This window comes from bacterium (assembly GCA_016699995.1).
In the GTDB taxonomy this organism is placed as follows: domain Bacteria; phylum Patescibacteriota; class Doudnabacteria; order UBA920; family UBA920; genus UBA920.
The window spans coordinates 194,332-220,754 of the sequence record CP064996.1 but is presented as its reverse complement, the minus strand read 5'-3'; the positions used below and the strand labels follow the sequence as shown (position 1 = coordinate 220,754).

25 protein-coding genes and 2 tRNA genes are annotated in these 26,423 nt (G+C 44.2%); 1 reads left to right on the top strand and 26 read right to left on the bottom strand.

Going from position 1 to position 26,423, the window contains the following annotated elements; translation table 11 throughout:
• The first annotated feature begins 31 nt into the window (after window positions 1–31).
• Window positions 32–265, top strand: coding sequence for a hypothetical protein (locus IPM19_01085; GenBank protein QQS23144.1), 234 nt, complete (start codon window positions 32–34; stop codon window positions 263–265).
• Between the two features lie 35 nt (window positions 266–300).
• Here IPM19_01085 and IPM19_01080 read toward each other — a convergent pair whose 3' ends face one another.
• The 26 genes from IPM19_01080 to IPM19_00955 form a co-directional block, all read right to left on the bottom strand.
• Window positions 301–2,058 (bottom strand): DUF2207 domain-containing protein, encoded by a 1,758-nt coding sequence (locus IPM19_01080; protein ID QQS23143.1) that lies wholly within the window; start codon window positions 2,056–2,058, stop codon window positions 301–303.
• Window positions 2,059–2,074: 16 nt separating this feature from the next.
• Window positions 2,075–2,575, bottom strand: coding sequence for a VIT1/CCC1 transporter family protein (locus IPM19_01075; protein QQS23142.1), 501 nt, complete (start codon window positions 2,573–2,575; stop codon window positions 2,075–2,077).
• 6 nt (window positions 2,576–2,581) lie between these two features.
• Window positions 2,582–3,013, bottom strand: a complete 432-nt coding sequence (gene dut / locus IPM19_01070) for a dUTP diphosphatase (GenBank protein ID QQS23141.1) — start codon at window positions 3,011–3,013, stop codon at window positions 2,582–2,584.
• A gap of 73 nt (window positions 3,014–3,086) precedes the next feature.
• Window positions 3,087–3,160: transfer RNA gene (locus tag IPM19_01065), tRNA-Pro, on the bottom strand.
• Between the two features lie 15 nt (window positions 3,161–3,175).
• On the bottom strand, window positions 3,176–4,333 hold the full coding sequence (locus tag IPM19_01060; protein QQS23140.1) for a ParB/RepB/Spo0J family partition protein: 1,158 nt from the start codon (window positions 4,331–4,333) through the stop codon (window positions 3,176–3,178).
• A 6-nt stretch (window positions 4,334–4,339) separates the two neighbouring features.
• Window positions 4,340–4,424 (bottom strand) — tRNA-Leu (locus IPM19_01055).
• A gap of 71 nt (window positions 4,425–4,495) precedes the next feature.
• Complete coding sequence (locus tag IPM19_01050; GenBank protein QQS23139.1) at window positions 4,496–5,011, bottom strand: phosphatase PAP2 family protein; 516 nt, start codon at window positions 5,009–5,011, stop codon at window positions 4,496–4,498.
• Entirely contained in the window at window positions 5,008–5,817 is an 810-nt protein-coding gene (locus IPM19_01045) for an undecaprenyl-diphosphate phosphatase (protein QQS23138.1), read from the bottom strand. Before IPM19_01045 ends, IPM19_01050 begins: the two co-directional genes overlap by 4 nt.
• Window positions 5,818–6,021: 204 nt before the next feature.
• Entirely contained in the window at window positions 6,022–7,278 is a 1,257-nt protein-coding gene (locus tag IPM19_01040) for a serine hydroxymethyltransferase (protein ID QQS23137.1), read from the bottom strand.
• 7 nt (window positions 7,279–7,285) lie between these two features.
• Window positions 7,286–8,440 (bottom strand): MFS transporter, encoded by a 1,155-nt coding sequence (locus IPM19_01035; protein ID QQS23136.1) that lies wholly within the window; start codon window positions 8,438–8,440, stop codon window positions 7,286–7,288.
• 29 nt (window positions 8,441–8,469) lie between these two features.
• On the bottom strand, window positions 8,470–8,862 hold the full coding sequence (locus IPM19_01030; protein QQS23135.1) for a cupin domain-containing protein: 393 nt from the start codon (window positions 8,860–8,862) through the stop codon (window positions 8,470–8,472).
• A gap of 23 nt (window positions 8,863–8,885) precedes the next feature.
• Window positions 8,886–11,732, bottom strand: a complete 2,847-nt coding sequence (locus IPM19_01025) for a leucine--tRNA ligase (protein QQS23134.1) — start codon at window positions 11,730–11,732, stop codon at window positions 8,886–8,888.
• A gap of 225 nt (window positions 11,733–11,957) precedes the next feature.
• A complete protein-coding gene (locus IPM19_01020) occupies window positions 11,958–12,737 on the bottom strand; it encodes a M15 family metallopeptidase (protein QQS23133.1) in 780 nt (259 codons plus the stop codon).
• A 14-nt stretch (window positions 12,738–12,751) separates the two neighbouring features.
• Entirely contained in the window at window positions 12,752–13,618 is an 867-nt protein-coding gene (locus IPM19_01015; protein ID QQS23132.1) for a TatD family hydrolase, read from the bottom strand.
• A gap of 45 nt (window positions 13,619–13,663) precedes the next feature.
• Window positions 13,664–15,109, bottom strand: a complete 1,446-nt coding sequence (locus tag IPM19_01010; protein QQS23131.1) for a methionine--tRNA ligase — start codon at window positions 15,107–15,109, stop codon at window positions 13,664–13,666.
• A gap of 79 nt (window positions 15,110–15,188) precedes the next feature.
• Window positions 15,189–16,205, bottom strand: a complete 1,017-nt coding sequence (locus tag IPM19_01005) for an AI-2E family transporter (GenBank protein QQS23130.1) — start codon at window positions 16,203–16,205, stop codon at window positions 15,189–15,191.
• A gap of 60 nt (window positions 16,206–16,265) precedes the next feature.
• Window positions 16,266–16,685 (bottom strand): hypothetical protein, encoded by a 420-nt coding sequence (locus tag IPM19_01000; GenBank protein ID QQS23129.1) that lies wholly within the window; start codon window positions 16,683–16,685, stop codon window positions 16,266–16,268.
• A gap of 72 nt (window positions 16,686–16,757) precedes the next feature.
• Window positions 16,758–16,988, bottom strand: coding sequence for a hypothetical protein (locus tag IPM19_00995; GenBank protein QQS23128.1), 231 nt, complete (start codon window positions 16,986–16,988; stop codon window positions 16,758–16,760).
• A 4-nt stretch (window positions 16,989–16,992) separates the two neighbouring features.
• Window positions 16,993–17,256, bottom strand: coding sequence for a hypothetical protein (locus tag IPM19_00990; GenBank protein QQS23127.1), 264 nt, complete (start codon window positions 17,254–17,256; stop codon window positions 16,993–16,995).
• A 39-nt stretch (window positions 17,257–17,295) separates the two neighbouring features.
• A complete protein-coding gene (locus IPM19_00985; GenBank protein QQS23126.1) occupies window positions 17,296–18,228 on the bottom strand; it encodes a deoxyribonuclease IV in 933 nt (310 codons plus the stop codon).
• Window positions 18,216–19,499, bottom strand: coding sequence for an insulinase family protein (locus tag IPM19_00980; protein QQS23125.1), 1,284 nt, complete (start codon window positions 19,497–19,499; stop codon window positions 18,216–18,218). Before IPM19_00980 ends, IPM19_00985 begins: the two co-directional genes overlap by 13 nt.
• 41 nt (window positions 19,500–19,540) lie before the next feature.
• Window positions 19,541–20,851, bottom strand: coding sequence for a glycine--tRNA ligase (locus tag IPM19_00975; protein QQS23409.1), 1,311 nt, complete (start codon window positions 20,849–20,851; stop codon window positions 19,541–19,543).
• Between the two features lie 116 nt (window positions 20,852–20,967).
• On the bottom strand, window positions 20,968–21,621 hold the full coding sequence (locus tag IPM19_00970; GenBank protein ID QQS23124.1) for a hypothetical protein: 654 nt from the start codon (window positions 21,619–21,621) through the stop codon (window positions 20,968–20,970).
• 74 nt (window positions 21,622–21,695) lie between these two features.
• Window positions 21,696–22,886 (bottom strand): tRNA guanosine(34) transglycosylase Tgt, encoded by a 1,191-nt coding sequence (gene tgt, locus IPM19_00965; protein QQS23123.1) that lies wholly within the window; start codon window positions 22,884–22,886, stop codon window positions 21,696–21,698.
• Complete coding sequence (locus tag IPM19_00960; GenBank protein QQS23122.1) at window positions 22,887–23,882, bottom strand: phosphotransferase; 996 nt, start codon at window positions 23,880–23,882, stop codon at window positions 22,887–22,889.
• A gap of 99 nt (window positions 23,883–23,981) precedes the next feature.
• Window positions 23,982–26,318, bottom strand: a complete 2,337-nt coding sequence (locus IPM19_00955) for a polyribonucleotide nucleotidyltransferase (GenBank protein QQS23121.1) — start codon at window positions 26,316–26,318, stop codon at window positions 23,982–23,984.
• Window positions 26,319–26,423 lie beyond the last annotated feature (105 nt).

Below are 26,423 nucleotides of genomic sequence, written 5' to 3'. Positions count from 1 at the left end.
TAAGCAATTTAGAGCCAAATAGGAGGAAGTTATGGCCGATGTAACTATATGCAACTGTCGCTGTCACACTGTCGAAAAGGATTTCGAACATAAGCACGGTCCGTGCTGTACAAACTGTCCGATTTGCGGACAAGAACGCATCCTTAACTGGTTAGCCAAAGATCATATAGCGAAGTGCGAAGAAGAACGAGCAAAGCAACAATCGATTTCTGACCAACAAGAACGCAAAAGGAATGACATCCTAGAACGGCACTTTTATCTCTAAACACCATACGTGGTGTTTTTTATTTACCTTTTTAACTACCAGCTTCCGCCGCCTCCGCCGCCTCCGCCACCGCCAACACCTCCGCCAGAAAAGCCGCTACCGCCGCTAGCAGATGTAGTTACAGAAGAAACCGCTGATTGCATGGAAGAAGAAAAATCGCCGATAGAGCTGGATAATACAGCCGCATTAAAACCGGCTCCAGTGGAATCGCTGTACCAGCTTGGTTGAGATGTATAAATTCCTTCAAACTGCTTCGCCCACCGCTTCTCCACTCCAAGAGCTACGGCAAAGGGCAACAGCAGTTCAAATCTTTCTGGATTTTTTTCTGGGGCATTATGAAACTCTAAACGGTCCTTTTCGGCAACATTCATATAATGTTTAAGTCCTAAGATGTATTCCCGCTCTTCTGCTCCCTTAACTGTGCGAGCTGGCATTAAGAACCCAAAGACGATTATAATGATTCCCGAAGCAATCCCGCTAAACAAACCTAGCAAACCGAACGTCGCCATCAACACAAACGTACTAAACATAGCAAATCCAAAACCTAAGGCTATAAAAATACCCTTAAGCAATACAGGATTGTACTTATAATACCCGGCGGTTTTTAATTCCTTAAACACATCATTTGGGGCCGATCTAACGTAAGACGAGAATAATGCATTGTCCCTAAGCTCCGATACTAGCACCTTGTTTTTGGTAGTTTCATTGGCAAAAATGGAAGAGAAAAGAGAACGGGTTGATTCCGGCAGCGAAGAGCCTGCTTCCTTCAGCTTAGTAAACTCATAATTTTTACCCTTGAGCCATAAAAACTTTTTCGTTTCTATTCTCTCGATCTTAATGTAGCCGTGAGTAGCCAGATATATTAATTCTGCAGCAAAATCCCGATTATCCAATCTGCCATCCACCAGAGTTCCCATATACAGAGGAGTTAAATTTTGCGGAGGGTCATATTGAGGCACAATTACGCCACGACCCTTGGCATCTTTGCCAAACTTTCTCCATAACCAAAACATTATTATAAAAACCAGTATAGGTAAAACCACAACACCGTTATCTCGAACAATGTCCATAATTTTTTGAGGAGCAGTTGGCTTTGCAAACGCACCTACCGGAAAAGCGATCACCACAGTGAATCCTTCCCCAGGGTATAGCACCTCATTGTTTGTTAATTGAGGCTGAGTAGTATTTTCACCTGTTTTAGTACAGTTACTTTCCTGAGAGTTAAGCGAACCGGTGAAGCATTGTACTTTTGTAATCTGCGCTGGACTGACTATTAAAACCGAACTCCGCACTATTGGTGCAGTCCAACCTGTACCAATAGCGTTCCAGTATAACTCATCATGATCGGCGAAGAAATTGATTGCCCTTTTCACACTATAGGCAATATCATAAACATGTTTGCCGGTTATGGTTTTTTCCGAATCGCCTATTTTTAACTTAACTTCCCCGCCGCTTCTAGAAATCGACACGGGTTCATTTTCGCCGTTCCGCTTAACAGTAATATCTTCAATCCGTAAATTGAATTTGCCCAAATTGTTCTTATACTTATATGGGATATTTCTAAAAATTCCATGGCGCTCCTGTGAGCCAAAATCATACTCAATTCGCTCCTTTACATAAATTCCTTCGGAGTCTGTTATTATGGTCACTTCCAAATTATTTACTTCCTCGGTGTAGATAGCATCCAAAGCACTACTATCCTGTCCCTGAGCCAGCGCAGTAAAAGGGAAAATGAAAATTGCAGACAAAAATATGGTAAAAGTCAATTTAAGGAATTTCATTTTCTTTTGCATAAAGGTAGATCGGTAGCTAAAACTTTTCAGCAATCTGCCCAACCGTGATACCGACCAAGATTGCTATGCCGCCCATAAATAACGTAAATAAGCCATCTCTCCATGCTCGGACATGGGTAAGTTTGGCATTAAACACCCCAAGGAGGAATAAAGAAACTAAAGTTAACGCGACAGAAAAAATTACGCTTTGATTTCCCCCAAAATGGAAATAGGGCGCTAAAGGAATGAGCCCGGCAAAAACATACGAGAAAAACATAATTACAGCCGCAAACAACGGCTTGGTTAAAGACACTTCTTTGTGACCTTCGTATTCCTCTACGGATTGTTCAGATAGCAGACTGCCGATTGCCATCGAAAATGCTTCGACAAAAATCAAAACAAAACCGGTAAGTAAAATATTTTCTTTGCTCATGCCCGCGATTGCGATTCCGGCCAGCAAACCAACGGTCGATACCAAGCTATCCTCCACTCCGAAAGTAAAGTTGCGAATTATTAAGCTGTTATTCTTCTTGTTCATTTTTGTTTAATTATGTCCTGTGCTTCCAAAACCGCCGCTGCCGCGTTCGGTATCTGGCAACTCATCTACAAATATCGGTTGAGGCAAAGCAATAGCTTCGATAATAAATTGCGCCACCCTGTCGCCAACTTTAACCTCAAAATCTTGGTCGGTGTGATTGGCCAGTATGCAAATTAACTCGCCGCGATAATCCTGGTCGACGACTCCGGCCAAAGTATCTATGCCGAACTTAGCAGCTAAGCCAGATCGCGGCGCGATACGGCCATAATAGCCTTCGGGAATAGATACCGCTACGCCTGTGGGAATGCCCTTTCTGCTACGAGCAGGAATAACCACGTCTTCTGTGGAATACAGGTCTAGCCCGGCAGCATGCGCACTGCCCCGGGTCGGCAATACCGCCTTTCCATTTAATTTTTTAAAAAATATTTGCTGCATCATTCACTGCTTATATGCCGTAATTATACCACCAAATCAAAAACCGCCTCATGGCGGTCAATAAAGCTCCTAACTTTGGTCGGGCTGCCGAGAATCGAACTCGGTCTACACCCACCCCATGGGCGCGTACTACCGGTATACTACAGCCCGGAATAATTTTTAAAATTAAACGGTGAAATAACCTTCTGCAGGCTCGTTGCCCTTTTCTTCCTCGATGCGCTTGACAATATCGTCCAAATCTTCGTCAGAAAAAAATTCGATAGTAATTTTACCGCCGCGGCCTTGGCGAGAAACTTTTACCTGCGTGCCAAACTTGCCGCGCAGCTTAGTTTCGATGGCCATTAGCTTTGGATCAGGCATCGCCGAATCCATCTTTTTACGGCGCGCAAACTCGCGCACCCGAGCTTCGACCTGCCGAACGTTCATCCCTTGCTCAATGATCTGCTTATACATAAGCAGCTGCTTTTCCATATCCGGCAAAGTTAAAATAGCCCGACCATGGCCTTCGTAAATTTTTCCTTCGATAATGCCGCGCTGAATTTCTGCGGGCAAGTTTAATAAGCGCAAGGTGTTGGCGACTGCAGAGCGGGACTTACCCATTTTCGCTGCTACTTCGGCCTGATTCAAATTAAATTTTTCCATCAAGCGCTGGTATGCCTGAGCTTCTTCGATAGGATTCAATTCCTGGCGCTGAATATTTTCGATTAAGGCCACTTCGAGCTTAGTTTGATCCTGAAGCGTAGACTTAACAATCGCAGGAACCTTGGTTAAGCCGGCAAGCTGAGAAGCACGGAAGCGGCGCTCACCCACCACCAACTCGTATCCGGCGGCGGTCTGAGTGACAACGACTGGCTGAATAACTCCGTGTTCTTTAATTGACTCTGCCAATTCTTTTAAAGCTTCTTCGCGAAAAATTTTGCGGGGCTGGTATGGGTTAGCGACAATTTTAGAGACTTCGATTTCCTCAATCACACTGTCTGCATAAGAGACTTTTTCGGAAGGTTCCAAGTTTACAGGTTCGCTCGGGGCAGGAGCGCTGAACTCATCAAAAGCTTCAATTTCGGAAATAGGTTCCGTCGCAGACGGAGGTTGGTGCGCAGGATCCGGCTCTTGCGAATGCTGCGGCTCAGGCTGAAAGCTTGGCGTCGGATTATAAGCTGGAGTCTGAGGGAAATCTGTTTCTGCTATGGGTTGCGGAACCGGTGATGCAGCAGGCTCTTCATAATCAAAAAAATTCTGTTCGGAAACAGAATCATCGCCCGGCAACTGGGTGCCTTGCGAATTATTATTAGGGTTGTTATTAACTGGATAAATTGGGTCCATAATTTATGGTGGCCGAGGAGGGAGTCGAACCCTCACACCCGAAGATACACGATTTTGAGTCGTGCGCGTCTGCCAGTTCCGCCACTCGGCCATAAAGAATACTATTTGATTTCAAATAACTCTGTAATATTACCAAAAGTACTGGTTTCACGCAATCGGCACCTAAACTACAACACTGACAATAATACCTATAATTAAGCCAGAAATAGTCGAGAAAAACACATCTCTAGGATAATGAAAACTCAGTACAATGCGTCCGAGTCCAGTCATGAGGCCGATTCCAAACAGCAAAGAGCCAAGCAATGGATGTGTTAACATCATCACCCCGCTGGTTGCCATGATAGAAATTACATGGCTGGAAGGAAAAGAATTGAGCGAATCCGTCCGGCGCGATAGAAACACAGAAGCAATTGGTTCGAATTTATACTGCTGGTACGGTCGCGCACTGGGATACAATTTAGAAATTATTGGAACCAAAATTATCCTGGATAAGAAGAAAGCGATGATAATTTCGATAACAAAATTTTCATCTGCGAAGTAAAAGTATATATAAGCAAAAATTGGTACAATGGTTAACCAAGAGTAGTTGCTCCAAAATTGCCACCAGTACTTATACCAGCTACCTTTCTGCAAGCGAGCCTGCCAGTTTTTATAATTACGTTCGGTTGCTAAAGTCATGTGCGGATGAAGTACAGAATAAATATTATCGCTGCCAATGCTAAACGGTATATTGCAAATACGGTAAATGACCTCTTCGCTATGTATTTAAGCATGTATTTGATCGCCAAAAACCCAAATACTGCACTAGACAAAAAGCCCACCGCAACCTGAGTATGATTAGGAATTTCCGCGATGTCTGGTAATTTAAGCACCCCAGCTCCCAAGATAATCGGGATGGACATTAAAAAACTAAACTTCGCTGCATCCTCTCTCTTAAGTCCCTGAGCTAGACCGGCAATCATTGTTGCTCCACTTCTAGAAATTCCCGGGATTACCGCAACGGCCTGACCAATACCAATTAGCAAGCTATTGATCCAAGTAATATGCGCAAGACTCTTAAGCTTCGCCCCATACCTATCTGCCAGATATAAAATTATGCCGACCACCGAAAGAGTGACAGCAATCAACAGTGGATTGCGGAATGTAGTTTCCACCCTGCTTTCCAACAGCTTTCCAAAAATAGCCGCCGGAATAGTAGCAAGTAGTAAAAACCAACTCAATTTTTGGTAGATATTATTTTCGAAGTCGCGGGTGGTTTTAAAAAATGAATGAAAAAACCCTTTGGCTAGATGCCAAATATCTTTGCGGAAATAAGCCACAACTGCTACCAATGTGCCCCAGTGCAAGGCGATATCAAAAGCTAATCCTTGGTCTGGCCAGCCAAAAACCCATGGAGCCAAAACTAAATGCGCCGAAGAAGAGATAGGCAAAAACTCGCCTAGCCCCTGCACCATCCCTAAAATAAATGCTTGAAATAGTTCCATACTACACTCTCCAACCTCTCGGAATTAAACATTCGTTGTCAAACGTATCCTCGATAAAAAATAATACTGGATGATGTGCCTTTATTGGAGCATAAACCAAATAACACATTTTCTCCCCCCACTGATTCTTTGGAAATACAATATACGATCCAATAGCGCCAGTAATAAGTGCGAGTAATAGTATAATAAGGATTTTTTGTATTTTCATGTCTTAATATTTCCCGAGAGTCCTAAGCTGAACTTTTTAACTTCCTGTTTAATTTTTTCTTTTAATGAAGAATCCTGCGGATTGCTTAAAATTTGTATAATCCAGCTAGCAATCTTTATCATATCCGCTTCTTTAGCTCCGCGGGTTGTAATGGCTGGTGTGCCAAGGCGGATCCCGCTTGGATCTTGAGGGCCACGAGGGTCTTCTGGCAGTACATTTTTATTTACCGTAATTCCTACTGCATCTAGTAAGTCTTGAGACTCTTTACCGGACAAATTAAAATTCTTAACAGTATCGATTAGCATCAAGTGGTTGCTGGTGCCGCCGGTAATTAACTTCACGTCTTGATCCAAAAACGCTTGAGCCATTGCCTGGGCATTTTTCAGAATCTGTTTGGCGTACTCCTTAAACTCCGACTGAAGAGCTTCGCCAAAGGCAACCGCTTTGGCCGCGATCGTATTCATATGCGGCCCGCCCTGCAACCCAGGGAAAACCGCTTTATCAATGGCAGCCGCAAACTCACCGCGGCACAAAATTAACCCGCCACGCGGGCCGCGCAAAGTTTTATGCGTGGTAGTAGTAATAATGTCGAACCCAAAATCAAACGGGTTATCTAATTCTCCTGTTGCGACTAATCCGGCGATATGCGAAGCGTCCATCATAGTTACGCTACCCGCTTCATCTGCAATGGCTTTCATTTTAGCGTAATCAATGTCACGCGGATAACTAGAAAAGCCGGCCAGTAAAATTTTTGGTTTATGCTCCAAAGCCAACTCGCGGATTTGTTCATAATCTAATTCACCCGTTTCGACATCTTTCATTTTGTAATGAACAAAGTTATAAAACTGGGCACTTTGCGTTACCGGATGGCCATGGGTTAAATGCCCACCGTGAGAAAGATCCATTGCAAGAACTGTGTCCCCTGGTTTTAAGATCGCCAAATAGACCGCGGCATTTGCTGGGGCACCGCTATGAGGCTGCACATTAGCATGTTCAGCTTTAAATAATTGTTTCGCTCGCTCTATTGCCAGCTGTTCTATCTTATCGATATTCTCCTGACCGCCGTAATAGCGATTACCAGGATAACCTTCGCTATATTTATTAGTAAAAACCGTTCCCAAAGCTTCAAGCACTGCCTTCGAAACATAATTTTCGGATGGAATCAATTCTACCCCCTCACTCTGGCGCTGCTGTTCTACCTGTAAAATCTCGCTTATTTGAGGGTCGGATTGTAGTAGATTATTGTAATTCATTAACGAATTATATCAAAAAATAGAATAAACTAAAGACGGCCGCCAAAATAAATAGCGCAATAAAGCTGCCGGTTGCAGCGAAAACAACAATACCCATCACCGCAGCTAAAAATTTTCCAACACATAAAAGCTGCTCCATTCCCACGACATAGGGCATGATGTGAGTAGTTTCGGCACGCTCATACGTCATAGCTGTGACAGGAATAAATACCAAACTCTTGGCGGTCCTAGAAATGGCATCTGTGATAAATACTCCGAAAGGACTAATCACAGGAATACGTGCTAACCAGGAAAGCACATAGAAGAATCCTCCAATCTGCAGAATTTTTTTCTTACCGTATTTATCGGAATAAATACCGATAAGCAGAGCCAGTCCGGTGGCAGCCAAGCTTGCGATGGTTACCAACGAACCCAAATTCTGATAATCCTTGACGATCATGTAAATAAATATCGGCCATATAATCATGACCAGCAACTCTTCTCCAAAACCGAGGTACCCTGCAAACCTAACGGGGTATTTTTTGACCAATTCCCATGTATCGCGATAGCGGTACGGCTTAGGGACAAAAATTTCCTTTGATAGAAGCAAAGGAATGGCAGAGCATGCGTAGATTAGCGAACCAATAAGAAACACCGAGTTCACCCCAAAAAACATTGTCAAAAAGCCACCGATCATTGGGCCCATAATTTGCACAAGATTCATGATTGCGTACATTGCGCTAAATTCGCGCGCAACCTGTTTTCCATGGGCAAACCGAGCGAGTGTTGCATGCCAAGCCGGCCAGAAAAATATTTTTTGTAGCGCAAATAAAACTGGTGCGATATATATCAATTCAAAATAATATTGCGAACCTATGAGGGACATCCACAGCAGAATCTGGAATGGAATACTAAGCAAGATTGAATGGGCATAGCCGAATCTAGCAGCAATCTTTGCTCCAAAAGGTATCAGTACGATGTAAAGCCCGTAAACCACGGCCGCAAACAACAGAACTTCTGTTATGCTCAATCCCAACACCACATACAAAAAAATCGGTTCAAACAATGCTATGATTGCTTGAGCCAAGTTGCCCACTGCTGTGGAAGCATAAAGATGCTCTACTTCCTTGCGTACCTTAGAGGCAAAATAGTGCGGTAGGTGTAGGTGAAAATGTGAGTGCATTAATTTTTATTTTGGTTTTATGAAAATAGTTATTCTGTAGTCTGACCGTCAAAGTGCTCTTCGTTAGCCATTGCGTCCGCCTTGGTGGCACGCACAACCTGATCCTTATGTTCCGGCGGAGAATAAACAGTGTAAAGCTTGAGCGGCTCTAAACCGGTGTTAATTATGTTATGCTTGGTGCCGGCTGGAATCACCACAGCAAAACCGTCTTCTAGCGCTGTCTCTACATCATCCAAAATAGCTTTCCCATTTCCGGCTTCGATGCGGATAAACTGATCCAAATGGTGAGTCTCCTGGCCAATTTCATCTCCAGGCTGAATGCACATCAAAACCAGCTGGCTATGCTTTGCTGTATACAAAACCCGTCGAAAATCTGTATTTTCTAAGGATAATTTTTCTATGTTTTGAATGTAACCTTTCATGTTTGTTAGTTAATGTACCTATATTATAACACTATATTGATCAGCTTATCTTTTACGAATATTACCCTGGTCGACTGTTTCCCGGCCATAGCCGTGCTAACCTTTTCCGATTGAATAGCGCGAGCTAAAACTTCTTCTTGACTACCTCCCACCGCAACTTCTAGAGTATCTCTTACCTTACCATTCACCTGCACTACTATCTTAACCGTCGCTGTTGCTATTTTGCCTTCATCAAATTGAGGCCATGGCTGGTGCTGCACGCTTCCCTCTCCACCGAGCAGCTCGAAAATTTCTTCGGAGATATGAGGAGCAAATGGATAAAGCAGCCTTATAAAATCAACCATAGATTGTTTAGTGATAGCTTCATCTTTGACTTCATTGTGAAATTTCATGAAGTTAGAAATCGCAGTGTTATACCCACAAGCAGCAATGTCTTCGGTGATCTTCTTAATGAGAATATTGATTTCCCTGTCTGCAATTTCACTATTGCTTTCTGACGGAGTAATATTGTTAACCCAGTACCATACACGATCCAAGAAACGGGCCACTCCAGTAATACCCTGATCGCTCCAAGAGACGCTTGCCTCATGCGGTCCCAAAAACAGCTCGTACATTCGCGCAGTATCTGCCCCGTACTTCTTTACGATTTCGTCTGGATTAATTACATTGCCTTTGCTCTTGCTCATCTTGCTGCCGTCGGCGGCCAAAACCATGCCGTGCGGCACGCGTTTAGTGTAAGGCTCGCTGACCGGGACTAAGCCTTGATCGTGCAGAAAGATATTCCAAAAGCGGGAATACAAAAGATGCAGCGTAGTATGTTCCATGCCGCCAAAATATGTATCGACAGGAAGCCAATACTTTAGTTTATCAGGAGCAGCAAACTCATTATTATTGCGCGCGTCTGCATAGCGCAAATAGTACCAGCTGCTGCCAGCCCATTGCGGCATGGTATTAGCTTCTCGTTTTGCTTCGCCTCCGCATTTCGGACACGCGGTGTTGACCCAATCATCTATCGCAGCCAAAGGCGACTCTCCGGTACCAGTTGGTTCATACTGTTTAACCTCAGGCAACACAACTGGAAGCTGGTCGTAAGGAACTGCCACCACCCCGTCTGTCTCGCAGTGCACAATAGGAATTGGCTCGCCCCAATAGCGCTGGCGACTGAAGACCCAATCGCGCAGCTTGTAAGTAGTTTTAGGTATACCGTATTTTGCGGCCATTTTCTCCAGGGCCTCTGTAGAATTCAGCCCAGTAAACTCGCCGGAGTTTATTAATACACCTTCGCCTGTGTAAGGCCCATCGCCATTTTCCAGCCAGTTTAAGATGTATTCCAATTCTGAAACCGGTGATAGATGCTTCATATCTTTCATATCCCACCATTCCGGTTCAAATAGATCCTGCTCCTCTTTGACAACTTGATCTTGGTCCAAATCATCTAATTTAAGTATAACCACATAGGCATCAGCGCGGCGGTTTACATTTTTATGCTTGGCAAAAAATTCTGCCCTGACTATGTAAGGCATTTGTGCCACAAAAGTCATGTTTTTATAGCCCGTTTCCTCTAGTGCTTCCCGCTTTGCAGCTTCTATTAAATCTTCGCCATCCTCTACGCCGCCGGTCACAAAAGTATTCCACTTATGCTCTTTCCATTTTAAAGAGATAAATTTTTCCTCAGTCGGATGCTTAACAATCACATGAACCAATTTACGGGCTGTATATTCCTCGCCCTCGACAGGAGGATTTACTGTGTCAATGACTTTAGGCGCAACGACCTGCACAATAGGGATATTATATTTTTTTGCAAATTCAAAATCGCGGCTGTCGTGAGCCGGAACAGCCATAATAGCGCCTGTGCCATAACCTCCCAACACGTAATCTGCAACAAAAATTGGAATTTGCTCATTCGTAGCCGGGTTGATTGCCTTTACACCTTTTAACTCAACGCCGGTCTTTTCTTTCCCTTCGGCACTGCGGTCGATCTCTGTTTTTGATTTGGCCTGCTGAACATAACCAGCCACCTCTGCAAAATTTTCCAGTTTCTTGTCTTCTTCTTCAAGCAAAACTGAGAGCAATTCGTGCTCCGGGGCCAATACTAAATATGTAGCACCGAATATGGTGTCGGGGCGAGTCGTAAAGACTTTAATTGATTGGTCTGTGCCCTGAATCGCAAAATCGATTTCTGCACCCTCAGACTTCCCTATCCAATTAGCCTGCTGCAGTTTCACAGCCTCTGGCCACTCGGGCAATGTTTCTAAGCCTTGCAATAATTTGTCGGCGTATTCAGTAATTTTTAAATACCACTGGCGCAGCTCTTTCTTTTCAACAAGCGTGCCGCAGCGTTCGCAATGGCCATTCACTACTTCCTCGTTGGCCAATCCGGTTTTATCTTTCGGGCACCAGTTAATTAAACCGGTTGCTTCGTATGCCAAACCAGCCTCGAAAAACTTTAAGAACAGCCATTGTGTCCATTTATAGTATTCCGGGTCGGTAGTATTTACTTCGCGGTTCCAGTCGAAGCTATAACCGAGGCGTTGGCATTGCTTTTTAATGTTTTCAATATTTTTTGCTGTAGTAATCGCCGGCTGCACGCCATGTTTTATGGCATAATTTTCTGCAGGCAAGCCAAAAGCATCCCAACCTATTGGATACATAACTTCTTTGCCCTGCATTCTGTAACAGCGAGCCAAAACATCTGCGGCTGTATAGCTTCGCAAATGCCCCATGTGCAAACCGTCTCCAGAGGGATATGGGAACTCCACTAAAACATACCTCTTTTCTTTGTCGGAGTTTTCGGTCGCAGCAAAAGTATTATTAGTTGCCCAATATTCCTGCCACTTCTTTTCAATTGTCTGTGGATTATACTTTTTCATTTTTGTAATAGTTTTCTAACCATTTTCTTTTAATTACCGGTAAACAGATTTTAGAACCCATTGGGGAAAAGAACCCCCCACAACAATTTTCTCTTTTTAACATACACACCACCCCCCCCACCCCATTTTTTTATTTTAGTTTTTTTTACTCCCCCGGGGCGCCCCCCCCCCCCCCCCCCCCCCTCCCCCTCTCCCCGTTTTTTGCGCTGTTTTTTCTCTTCTATATTATTCTGTATCTGTTCGTTGTTCATGCTTTTGAATTAAATCTAAATTAGCTTTAGCTACCCCAACTCTACCATCAAAATCTTCTTGGGAAATTTTTCCGTCTTGCAGCTGCTTCTCTAATTCCTGCAAATATTGTTCTGTAGCCAGCGGCTTTTGAAAGTGATGATTATCTTCGTAACGATCATTCCCCCATCTGCCTCCCCACTCCCAGCCATGTTCTTCTAACCATTTTACCACCGGATGCTCTGCAGTTAAAGTTTGAGGGTCATCCAAATTCGGCATAACCCCGCCGATCGGAGCCAATATCTCCCCATTCTTTATCACAGGATTGTCCCAAGGATTAATATCAATCGCGAAGCCAAATGAATGCAGTGACAATCTTTCTGTGCCAGCAATAAAACGATAATTCATGGCCGAGCTATTGTTGTCCTGCATCGAGGTTTCATCATCGCCGGAATATTTTTTGTCCTGAATGGGAACGACTTTGTCTATCCCAAATTGTATATCTAATAAAAATTTAAAGAAATCCTCTACTTCCGCAGCTAATTCTCTGTCTACAACAATCTGCCCTTGGCAAAACTTGCCTTCTTTATTTAGATATCTGACATCTAAAATCTCCTGCCGCTCTAAGACTTCTTTTGCCTCAGGATACGATTCTAAAATAAAGTCTTCAATCTCTTGCCGGCTCATATTGCTATCAATGAGTGGATATTCAAAACTGCCATCCGGGGGATGAGAGGTTTCGTTAAAATTTATTTTGGCAAAGTCGCGTTCGTTCATTTTAGACAGCCCGCTTACAGGTTAAATAATTTTTTTGCGTTGGCGGTGGTAGCAGCTGCAACTTCATCTACTGTTACGCTCTTCCACTCGGCAATTTTTTCCGCAACTTCTGGCAAATAGCTAGACTCATTGCGCTTGCCACGGTTAGATTTAGGAGTTAAGTATGGCGCATCGGTTTCTAAAATCATAGCCTCCAAGGGCAGGCCTTTGACCACCTCTTCACTGCGGCCGGTCTTATCGAAAGTGATAATGCCGTTAATGCCGATGTATCCGCCAAGATCGGCAAACTTTTTTGCTGTTTCGAGACTGCCAGTAAAACAGTGAATTTCGAATCGGAGGTTGGGGTTTTCAGTCTTAAACTTCGTTAAAACTTTCAGCATATCTTCGTAGGCATCATCGGTGCCATCGGATGGGCGGCAATGAACACAAAGCGCTTTATTTAAATCGAGGGCCAAATTGATCTGTTCGGTAAATGCAGCTAGCTGCTGCAGTTTAATTTGATTAATATCTCCGTCCTCGGGCAAGCGATAATAATCCAAGCCGCACTCCCCGATTCCTATAATCCGACTGGCATTTGCGCCGGCGCCTTCTACTAATTGTTTATACAGTTTGGCATCAAAAAATTCTTCTCGAGTCTTATCAGCCACCTCCTGCTCGTCTTCGAATCCATGATCATAAGCGTGTGACGGATGAAGACCGATAACAGCATAAACATTTTCTGGAAATTGCTTAAGCATATCTACAGCCTGGCGACTGGTATCAATTTGCGTACCAACATTTACAATAGCTACTCCAGCTTCGTGGGCGCGCTGAACAGCCTCCGCAGCATCTTCTGCGAAAGCCCGCAAATTTATGTGGGTATGAGTGTCGATAAATTTCATGCAATAAGTGTTCTATTTCATTTCACAATGCCCTGTTTCTGCAATCTAAACCCTTGGAAACAAAGGCTCTACTTTAGTAATTTCATTTGCAGTAACAGCATCGAGAATTTTTTGAGCTGTTTCTGGAACAAATGGCACTAAATCGCTTGCCGTTCTCTCTATAATATTAAGGACCGAAGCACAGTACTTTTCGAAGCTCTCCAAATCTGTTTTTGCCAATTCCCACAGCTTCTGCTCATCAACAATTTTGTTAGCTAACGCTACGTTTTGCCAAACTTTTGCCAGAGCATCGTGGAACTTAAATTGCTCTATATCTTTGTTGATATCCTCAGTATGCAAGTTATGCTGCTCAGCCAATTCGCGATTAACTTTTCCGCCTAAATTCTTTTCGATCAAATTCGTAATTCTGCTTACCAAGTTTCCCAAACCGTTAGCCAGGTCGCCTTCATAGCGAGCGCGAAGTTTTTCTTCGCTTACATCCCCATGACTATCGAACGGCACTTCGCGCATTAAAAAGTATCTTACCGAATCTGCACCATACTTTGCCACCCAATCATTTGGGTCAACGATATTGCCAGTAGTCTTAGACAGCTTTTGATTGTTCAGGGTCAAGAAACCATGAACAGCAACTGCTTTTGGCAAAGCCAAACCCGCTGCCAAAAGCAATGCCGGCCAGATAATGCAATGGAATTTAGCAATATCTGGTCCAACCATATGAACATCCGCCGGCCAAAAATCCTCATTCTCTGCTTTGGCGCCAGTATAGTAGTTGATTAATGCATCAACCCAGACATAAATAGTTTGCTCTGTATCCCAAGGTACCGGAATCCCCCATTTCACGTTAGGGCGCGTTACGGCAATATCTCGAAAACCTTCGTCTAACATCGACAAAATTTCTTTGCGCGAATGTTCCGGGTAGATTAAAAACTCGTTCGATTCAATTTTCTGCTTGATGGTTTCTGTAAGCGGCGGCTGACCATTGACTCCTTCTGCCAGTTTGAAGAACCAGTTTTTTTCTTTAATAAGTTCGGGCCTGGTTTTATGATCGGGGCACACGCCGTCGACTAAATCCTTTTCTGTCAAAAATGCTTCGTGCCCAACACAATACAAACCTTCGTAGTCCCCCTCATACAAATAGCCATTATCGCGAATTTTAGCGACCAACTCCTCCACAATTTTAATATGATCGCTGTCGGTAGTGCGTATAAAGCGGTCGTAAGACAAATTCAGATTATCCCAAGCCAGTTTAAAACCTGCTGCAGTTTTGTCTGCGAAATCTTGCAGTCCTAATCCGGAATCTTTTGCGTATTCTGAAATCTTCGCGCCGTGTTCATCAGTGCCGGTTAAAAAACGGACGTTGTCGCCTTTTGCGCGATGATAACGCGCTAAAACATCACTGGCGACTTTCTCGTATGAGTGGCCAATGTGAGGCTTGCCGTTGATGTAATCTATCGCGGTCGTAATATAAAATTTAGAATGATTTTCTGCCATATTCTGCCTTATAAATTAAGAAAAAGCTCATGTTTGAGCTCTTTCATTATATCTTTTTATACCGTGGCCAACAAGTTGATTAAACGTCTGGCTGCACGGGTTTTTCATGATAAAGCTCTTTAATAACTACTGTAATAGCACCCGCCAAAGGCACAGCGAGCAAAACGCCTAAAATGCCGGCTAACTTATAACCAATAAGAAGGGATAGCATCACCACCAAAGGCGATGTGCCTACGGTTTTTTCCATTACTTTTGGAACCAAAACATAACCTTCGGTCTTTTGGATAATGATGTATAGAATAATTACGCCAATCACTAACGCCGGGCTTTGAACCATAGCAAAGAATACTGCCGGAATGGCCGCTACAAACGGACCAATGTACGGCACTATTTCCAGGGCACCCGCAATAAGCGCTAAGACTAGTGCATACTCAACACCTAAGATAGTTAAGCCGACATAAGTAAGTACAAAAATAAAAATACTTAAAATAAGCTGGCCAACCACCCACATCCCCATTTTGCGCTGAATCTTTTCTATTAAGCGGATCACGCTATTGTGATATTGAGTAGGCAGCAAATCGCCAATAAATTTTTTCATACCTCTGTCGGCTGCTACCAAATAGAAAGAAATCACCAATACGGTAACCAGAGCCACAACTCCGTTAAACAAACCCACCGCACGGCCAAATAATAAACCGCTACCACTTTCGCCTAAAACTAAATTCTGGGCCACTGTCGCTAAGTCAGCACCGCCAAACAAAACCGTTAGGCTCGGATAACGAGCCTGAAGCTCTACGGCATACGTCGGAAGATTTTGAGACAATACTTTAGCCTGATCAATGACCAGTGGAGAAAATAAAGTTACCAGCAGACCGAAAAATCCTATGACGATAATATATGCGCCGAGCACGCTCACGAACCGTGGAATTTTAAATTTAGTCAGGTAGTCAACCATTGGCTCCATAGCAGAAGCCAGCACCAAAGCCAGCAACACCACAACTACAATGTCGCGGATCACCCATAGAAACCCCAGGATGAGCAGAACAGCCACCACCCGGAGAATGACCTTGGTTGAATAGTCTAATGAGTAATTCATGCCTTGATTATAGCGAATTTTTATCCAAAGCCAAAATAAAAAAGCTACCGTAGTAGCTTATCAATCTTTTCTCGGGTAAAGGAAAAATACCAGCCCGAATATAACCGTAGCAACACAACTGACTAATGCCGATCCCGAGGGAAGACCACCCATTATTACCGCTATACAGTATAATCCCGGGGCCGCAAAAGTCGCCCAAACCACAACATTGAAAATGTACAGTGCTCCGCTCAAACCGCTAGTGCGACCGCCAAACCGTGCATCAGCAAAATCCCTAACCCTAATGAGAACAAACGGAACTATAAATACGCCATAAACTGTACTTATAGCCCCAAGAACAGAACCCGCTAGCACGCAGTGCCAAAAACTATCTGAAGCATAAGGAAACATGGGTTCCAGTTTAGGAAACAGCCGAAAACCGACAATTCCGGAAATCACAACCAAAACCAGAGGCATCACAGTCAGTATTAAATTTCTCATATTTTCCCCCTAAAGATTACCCAGAAGTATATACTAACTCTGTAACTGTGTAAAGAATTAAAAAAACCCAGCTTAGGCTGGGTTTTCTGGAGTTGGTTCCGGAGGTGATTCTAATGCAGCTTTAGCGGCTTCCATTCTTGCGTCGAGCTGCTTCATGCCTTCCAAACAGTAAGCTTTAATTTGCTCACGTAAAAAATCTGTAAGGCCTTCGTTTTGGAGGTCTCTAATGAGAATATCCTTGATCGTGCGATCAAGTGCTGATTGTTCGATTAAATCAATAATCTTCTGTAATTTTTCGTCCATATATTTAGTTCTGTGTCGGCAACTCTTCGTTATGCCGATCCATCATATTGAGTAGTGCTTCCAGGCCATTTTTAGCCTCTGGGATTTCTTCAACGGTTTCTACGCTGGCAACAGCTTTGCCTGTTTCGGCTGTAAAATTAGCAGAATCTGGCAAGATCTCTTGCTTATTCTCCGGATTAATCTTTGTTTCTGCTGCTGAAGTTTGTTCTGGCGCTACGAATTCTGCGTTTTTTTCTGAGCCGCCAAATATCTCCCTAAAAATCCCCATAATAGATTGACCTTTCTTTTATTTCCTGACTTGCTCGGACTACTTTCCTCGCAAATCCTTGAGTAATTTAATATCTTTCTCAACTTTATCATGCTCAGTTTCGAGAATCAAGGGAATGGCCATCTTTTTTTTCTTAAAGAAGTCTAAGATCGCTTTAAAGCCGGCCTTGCCGATATAACCCTCGTCGATATGCTCATGACGATCCTTACGCGCACCCAATTCTACCTTGGAATCATTCACATGGCACATAGCCAAATACTTCAAACCAATTATTTTATCGAATTTTTTGAAAGTATCCTCTACACCTTTAGCGTTGCTGATATCGTAACCGCTGCCAAAGGCGTGCTGAGTGTCGAAACAGACCCCGCCAAAGGCCTTGTTCTTGGCGATCGGTGCCATGAGCTCGGCGATTTCTTCAAAAGTATCGCCGATCACTTCACCGGCGCCGGCAGAGATCTCTATTAAGAGCTTAGTGGTGCCCTTGTACCCATCTAAGACCTTTTTGAGACCATCTTGAGCCTGCTTCATGCCGAGTTTGGGACCAAGGTCCTTAAAGCTGCCTGGGTGGAACATCACGTAGCTGGCGCCAAGCTGGCTGCCGCGCTCGAGGTCGGTGCGAACTAAAGAAATAGATCCGTTGTACGACCGCGGATTTTTAGACCCGAAATTCAAAATATATGGCGCGTGGATAACAAAATTTTTAAAACCATATTTTTCCATTTCGGCAGCAAACTCTTTCTCCATATCTGTTGTGATAGCAGGAGCAGTGCCGCCGCGCGGGCTGCGGGAAAAAATTTGAAAAGTTTCGCAGCCTAATTCCGCAGCCCGCGCTGGCGCGTTCTGCAAACCTCCGGCAATGGAAACATGACAACCGATCAGCGGTAAGTTTTTACCTACAGTCTTCGCTGCGGCCTTGGCTGCTACTTTTGCACCAGCAGATTTAGCATCGGTGCGCACGCTTAACTTGACCACTTATTTGCAATGGTTAATAATTTCTTTTCCATAGTTTTTGGATACGGTCCAACAACGGCAATGCTTAGCTTTTTTGAATCAAATAACTCTTTAGCTAGCTTTTGAACCTGAACCGAGGTCACGCGATCAATCTCTTTAAAAATGTCCGAAGGAGTTTGAATATTGCGCTTAAAAGCCACCTGCTGAAGGAACCAATCCAAACGCGACTGATTATCTTCTAAGTACAAGGTAGTCTTGCCTTTTAAGTACTCTTTGGCTTTTTGCAATTCCTTCTTGTCGATATTGCCATGAGCAATTTTAGCAAGCTCTTCTAAGGTCACTTTTATCGCCTCTTCTAAATGAGACACGCGGACACCAGCGGACACGTCGAAAGCACCAGTATCAATGTAGGGATTCTGACCAGCGCGCACATAGTAAGCCAAGCCACGCTTTTCGCGAATCTCTGTAAATAAGCGAGAACTCATCCCTCCTCCTAGTATGGAAGACAGCACCGACGCTGCTATATTGCGCTTGTCATTAAAGCCGAAAGACTTAAATGCCAAGTTAAAATGAGCCTGTTGCGTATCTTTTTTTTGAACAGCAACGCGTGGCGCTGTCTGGTGACTGCGGGCCGAACTAAAACCTTCGAAGGCTTTAGATGGAATTTTATCCCAGTACTTCTTTACCAGTTTATTGAATTTAACCCGGTCATATTTGCCGGATACGCCTAAAATAATATTCCCGGTCTGATAATGGCGCTGCAAATAACTCCGGAACATTGCTTGGGTAAATTTCGTGACAGTAGCAACTTCTCCGGCAATGTCGCGGCCTAACGGCTGCTTTGGCCACATAATTTCTTCTAATAAATTTCCGACAATTGCCCGAGGACTGTCTTTATACATATTAATCTCTTCTACAATGACACCCTTCTCTCTTTCCATCTCCGGCTTATCTAGCAGCGGCTGCTGAATCATGTCGGTAAGAATCTCAAAGATCTGTTCCAAACGGCTATGGTGCGCCTTAATAAAATACTGGGTATGTTCTTTGCCAGTATTGGCGTTCATTTCGCCGCCGAAGCCGTCGACGATTTCGGTAATCGCCATTGCGCTTGGATATTTCTTTGTCCCTTTAAACAAAAAGTGTTCCAAGAAATGAGAGATACCGTTTTCTTTCGCGCTCTCGCTGCGGGAGCCAGTCTTAACAAAAAAATCTACAACCACGCTTTCTGCGTCGCTGCTAGGCACTTCGATAATTGTCAGTTTATTTTTTAAAACTCGCTTGTGGTATTTCATAATTTATTTCTATATGGAAACAGCGTGATCCACGCTGTTTGTTATTTTACTTTATCGCTAATATAATTTACTAATTCGGAAATTTTAATACGTTCCTGCTGGGCAGTATCGCGATCGCGAATAGTAACTGTATCATCTTCCAATGTGTCGAAGTCCACCGTAATGCCGTATGGCGTGCCGATTTCATCCTGGCTGTAATAACGCTTACCCACATTACCACGGTCGTCCCAAGCCACCATAAAGTGCTGGCTAAGCTCACTATATATAGCCTTGGCTTTTGTCACCAATTCCGGCTTATTCTTAAGCAATGGGAAAATTGCTGCTTTGTAAGGAGCCAATTTTGGAGGTAAAGATAGCCATACACGCTTGTTATCGCCTTCACCCTCTTCTTTGTAATGATCCAGAAGAACAGCCAGGAAAGTTCTATCCACACCTAATGACGGCTCTATAACATGCGGCACGTACTTTTCGTTAGTTTGCGGATCCAGATAAGACAGGTCCTCGCCAGAAGCCTTAATGTGATTTTGAAGATCAAAATCACCTCTATAAGCAAGACCGTAAAGCTCTTTTGTTCCAAATGGGTAGTCAAACTCAAAATCGATGGTGCGCTTGCTGTAGTGAGCGCGGTCTTCATCGGGAACCTCCAATTCGTGAACATGATCCATGTTTAGCTGAAGATCGTTCTGTAACCAAGAGATCATGACCTGACGCCATTCTTCAAAGTACCCATTCCATTCATCGTCTGTTTTAGGCGCTGGAATAAAATATTCGACTTCCATTTGTTCAAACTCCCGGACGCGGAATATAAAATTACCAGGAGTAATTTCATTTCGGAAAGACTTACCAATTTGGGCGATACCAAAAGGCACCTGCTTGCGGCTGGTATTCTGAACATTCTTAAATTGAACAAACATGGCCTGCGCGGTTTCCGGTCGGAAATATGCAACATTGGCCTGTTCTTGGCTAGGACCTAAAAAAGTTTGCATCATTAAATTGAATTGCTTAGGTTCCGAAAAACCTGCGGCCTTGCCACAACTTTCACACTTTGCATTTAAATCTATCTGATCGGCGCGAAAACGAGAGTTGCAGTGCTTGCATTCAACCAATGGATCATTAAAAGTCGCCACATGCCCGCTTGCTTCCCATACTTTTGGGTTCATTACCAAAGCGGCATCGATACCAACCATATCCGGACGCTGCTGTACAAAACGCTTCCACCATAGCTGCTTGATGTTATTTTTTAATTCAGTTCCCAAAGGACCATAGTCCCATGAGTTAGCTAGCCCGCCATAGATTTCCGAACCTGGATATACAAAGCCGCGGCGCTTAGCCAGCGACACGATCTTATCCATCAAATCGGAATGTTGTTTAGAATTTTTTTCAGGATTTTCCTTAGACATAAGAAGATTATACCAATTCGAAGGCTTTTGAGCAAAATAAAAACCCGTTAGAAACGGGTTTAGTCTTACTAAATATCCAAGTCGTCTATTGTGGACTGAATGTCTCCCTCGCTCACAGGCGCAAGGAGTCCCAATGGCAAGCTGCCGCAATCATTCAGCCAGAATTTGATGAGAACAGATTCTGGCGGGGCCTTAAGGTCTCTTTCATAAGCACCTACAATCTTTTGTGCTCCTTTTAGGCACCGAACAACGTTGGCGTCTCGGGTTGCTTTTACGACACCTTTAGAATCAAGAGCAGCCTTGTCTGGATTCTTTGGCTCAGCCTGAACCATAAAAGCGACCTTTGCGATCGGCAACAAACGAAGGAAAACTGCAGTAATCTCGCCCTCTCGGGATAAGATCGTAATGATGACTTCCTTTTTTCCGTTTTGCTTAGAAGCGTAGGTTGTCTCGTACACATCCCCCTTCATCGCGCCTTTGATCTCAAAGCTAGCTCGAAGATTTTCGGGGTCAGCAGTGAGAACACCGTACTTTTTAGGCTCTGGTTTTGGTTCGATATTAGCTGGCAGTTCGGGGAACGGCGGCGTAACTTCCTTGGCTTGTTCCGGTTGTGTCGGCGGCGCTGTGTTGGCATTCGAAGTCTCCGGCTGAGTACAACCAAAAAAAAGACAAACAGATGCGGCCAGTACAGTTATAAGCAATTGGTTCTTTAGTTTATTCAATTTAATTCTCCCTCCTCAAGGTTTGTGTCTAAATGACAAATTAACATACCACCAAATTAACGGTATGTCAACTCTCACTCTTTAGTAGAGTTCTTATTAGCCGGTGTTAAGTCTTTGAAGTCTTTTAGCATTTCATCAAAGTAATCATGAGAAATAGCGCCGCGGATTTTTTCCATTAAGTTCAAATAGAAACGCAAGTTGTGCATAGTTGCGAGGCGAACTCCAAGAATTTCTCCGCTGGCAATTAGATGGCGCAAGTAAGCGCGAGTATGATGCAAACATAAATAGCAATTACAAGTATTATCAATCGGGGTAAAATCTTCTTTATACTTTTCTAAGCGAATGTCGATGGTCTCGTAACCCTCTTTGCCATTCTCGTCCTTAGCGGCTATGTATAGCCGGCCATGACGTGCCTCTCGGGTCGGGATAACGCAATCAAATGTATCGCAACCTCTTGCAACTCCTTGAATAATATCAAATGGAGTACCCACCCCGAGCAAGTGCTTAGGCGCGGTTTCCGGCAAATACGGAATCGAATATTCAATTGCCTTCATCATTTCGTCATGCGGTTCCCCCACTGCAACACCGCCAATAGCAAAACCTTCGAAGCCCAATGCAGTCATCTGCTGTGCGCTAACTTTTCGTAAATCTTCGAAGCTCGCACCCTGAACTATCCCCCATAATTTTTGGTCAGGGTTTACTGGATCGCCATCCACAACAATCCGTTGATGTTCGCGCAAGGCGCGCTCTGCCCAGCGCGCTGTTAATTCGATCGATTCTTTGCTGCGAGAATGCTCAAATGGGTAACCAGGAAAATCATCTAAAATTAAAGCTATGTCGCTGCCTAAATTAGCCTGGATATCAATTGATTTTTCTGGAGACAAAATTTCTTGCTTGCCATCGAGGTCAAACTGAAACAGTACGCCGGCTTCCATAACTTTGCGCATCTTGGCTAAAGAGTAAACCTGAAAACCGCCAGAGTCGGTAAAGATCGGGCCTTTCCAGTTCATGAATTTGTGCAGCCCACCAGCTTTATAAATTAACGCATCGCCTGGCCGCTGCCATAAGTGATAGGTATTGGCGAGCACCATGGTAGCCCCCCAAAATTTAATCTCTTCGCTGGTTACGCTTTTAATGGTCCCTTTAGTGCCGATAGGCAAAAACTGAGGCGTAATAATATCGCCGTGGCCGGTATGAATAACACCCGTGCGAGCGCGGGACTTTTCATCTTTTTTGGTAATTTCGAAATAGGGCTTTGCGTTCATCTATTTAATATATGATAGTAGCTGGGATTTAAAATAATCCAGGTGGCTAGAAAAGTATTTTAGATTAAAATGCGTCTCGTGTAAATACACGGCGGGCCTGCTGTTGCCTTTCAAGTACACATCGCCTGTGATCCAGGTAGAAAACACCCGCCCTAAATACGAAAAATTAATCGCTTCTTCCAGTTCTTCCGGCACTACAGGATAGAGTGAATGATAGGCTTGTAAAAAGACTTGGGCATTCGCGAAATTGTTTTGCTTAAAACTGCCATGGAAGCAGACAATTTCCAAGGCGCGGATCAGCTCAAAAGTACGGAGAGACATCTCTGTCTTTTCGAAATCAAACAGCGCTGTGATTTGATCAAATTCATCAAAAAATAAATTATAATCATGATAATCACCATGGACCAGGTGATCGCTTGGCAATTGTGGCGAAAATATTTTATAGCCTATTTTGTCTGCTAACTGTTTCTGCAACTCAAGGTGCTCTGCTGCCATAATATCAACTGGAGTAAGATTTGGCTTTTCTTTTAGTTTACTCTGTATGTCTGTAACAAATTGAGAAAAATTTTCTCCGTTCACGGATTTTAAAGCTTCTAACTTAAATTCGTCGTGATTCTTTCCTGCAAGATGTAATTTAGCTAAAAACTCCCCCATTGCTTTGATCTGATTGCCGGAAAGGCTTTCCCTCTTAACTAGCTTACCTGGCGTAAAGGGCAGCAAGCTGTAGTATTGATCTTCGGAGGTAAAATAAAGCTTATTATCCTTAGTCGGCAATGCCAATATCACAGGAAACCCTTGTTGGGAAAAATATTTTTCTACCTGATGAATCTGGCCAATCTTATGAACAATATTAGAACGGTGATGCTTTAAAAAATACTTTTGTCCATCTGCTTCTAAGATATAATTATTACTTAGTACACCTTCCTCTACACGATGAAGAAGCTTTAAGTTTTCAATTGAATACAGCTCAGAAATAATTTTTAATACTTGATCCATAACACGACTTGAATTTTGATGGTGATATTAAATCAATTATAACTAACAAATAGGTAATAAAAAAGCGCCCTGCTAGGCATGAGGCGCTTTTATCATAATTTATCTATTAGCTCCATTTGGTCTTGGAGCGCGTTGCGAGAACCCGCTGCGGGGCCCGCCGCTATGGCGATCGCCGCCGCGACCTCCGCCATGACCACCGCGTCCACCGAAGCCGCCCCGGCCGCCGCCGAAGCCGCCGCGTCCACCACGGTCACCGCCGCCATTGCTAGCCTGAGCCAACTGCTCCGCAGTTGGTTCTGGTGCAAACGGCTTATGGGTTAAGTTCACCCGGCCTTGTTCATCAATTTCCATAACTTGGACCTTTAGAACATCTCCGAGCTTGACCACATCTTCCGGCTTGCCAACGCGATAGTTAGCTAGCTGAGAAACATGAACCATGCCGTCTTTGCCAGGCGCCAATTCTACAAACGCGCCGAAGTCCATGAGACGGACAACTTTACCTTCGTAAACTTCGCCCACAACAATTTCCTTAGTAATGTTCTTGATAATTTCTACAGCCTTGGCAGCCATTTCTGCATCGGTAGAAGTAACCATAACCAAACCGTCGTCTTCGATGTCGATCTTCACGCCGGGGCACTGTTCGATAATACCGTTAATGGTTTTGCCGCCGCTGCCGATAACATCGCGAATCTGATCCGGTTTGATCATGAAGCTGGTAATGCGAGGGGCATACGGAGAAAGGTCTGCGCGAGGTTCTGGCAAAGCTTCCTTCATTACGGAAAGAATATGCATGCGGGCAGGTTTTGCTGCAGCCAAAGCATCAGCCAAAATCTGTGCTGTTAAACCTTTAACTTTAATATCAAGCTGAAGGGCAGTTACGCCGTTCTCGCTGCCGGTAACCTTAAAGTCCATGTGGCCGTTAAAGTCTTCGATGCCGGCAATATCGGTTAACACTTTAAAGTTATTCGGATTGCTTTCATCCATAACCAAACCCATAGCCACACCGCCGATTACTTCACGGATCTTCACGCCGCCATCCATTAATGCCAAAGTCGAGCCGCAGGTAGAGGCCATAGAAGTAGAGCCATTGCTAGACATAGTTTCGGACACTAAACGCATAGTGTATGGGAAGTCTGCCTGCGGAGGAAGCACAACTTCTACTGCTCGTTCGGCGAGAGCACCATGGCCAACTTCGCGTCGGCCCGGACCGCGGTTTGGAGAAACTTCGCCTACGCTATAACCCGGGAAGTTATAGTGATGAATATAGCGCTTACTGCGGCCTTCGGTAGGATCTTCCATGCCGTCCAGCAGCTGTTCGTCGCCTTTGCTGCCCAAAGTCATAACTGTAAGAATCTGGGTTTCGCCACGAGTAAACAGCGCGCTTCCATGGGCGCGGGGCAACACCCCAACTTCTGCAGTAATTTTGCGAGTCTCGTCTAAACGGCGTCCGTCTACGCGACGTTCTTTTTCTAAGATCTGCTTTTGCATATACTTCTTGAAGATTTTGTCGATACTACCAGCGACTTCCTTTTCTACCTTGTAACCCGCCTTAGTTAGCTGATCAAGACCGCTTTCCCCTAAACCGGCTTTAACTTGAGTTAAAATTTCCTCTCCTAATGCGCGCATCTTTTCTTCGCGTTCGGCTTTGATCACCGTGTAAACAGAGGCTTCGATTTTGTCATCGGTCAAAAGTTCCTTTACAGCTGCAAAAATATCGGGATTAAGATCTTTGATTATCGGCTGAGACTTTTCTTTGCCGCTGTCTGCGCGGAAGTCGCTCTGCACTTTGCAAAGTTCGCCTAAATGCTTTTGAGCAAATTGGATGCCGGCAACAATGTCTTCTTCCGAAACCAGATTCGCGCCGGCCTCAACCATAATAATATGTTCAGCTGTTCCGCAAACGACCAAATCCAAACCAGCTTCTTCGCGCTGGCTCATAGTAGGATTAACGACAAACTGATCGCCAATTTTGGTTACGCGAACAGCAGCGATCGGGCCATCGAAAGGGATATCAGAAATATGCAGAGCCATCGCCGCTGCATTGACCGCAATCATATCGGGATCATTCTCTCCGTCTACAGAAAGCACAGTGGCAACCACTTGAACGTCGTTGCGCATGCCGTCCGGAAACATCGGACGCAAAGTACGGTCGATAACGCGGCCGGTTAAAATGGCTTCGTCAGTAGCGCGTCCTTCACGCTTAACCCAGCGGCTGCCTTTGATTTTTCCGGCAGCATAAAGACGTTCCTCATAATCAACTAATAGAGGAAAAAAGTCGATACCATCTCTGGTACCCTTACTCATTACAGCAGTCGCTAAAACTACCGTATCACCCACGCGCGCCACTACAGCGCCGTTGGCCTGGCCGGCCAACTTGCCGGTCTCAAATTTCCACTCCTGTCCTGCAATATTTGCAGTGATTTCTTTTAGACCCATAAGGTCTCCTTTAGTCTTTTATTATAGAGTGGTCCTGAGTGATAGATTTCCAAAGCCCTGCACCGCTATTCCTGTGCCGGCCCGACTGTAGCAGGCGGCTAAACT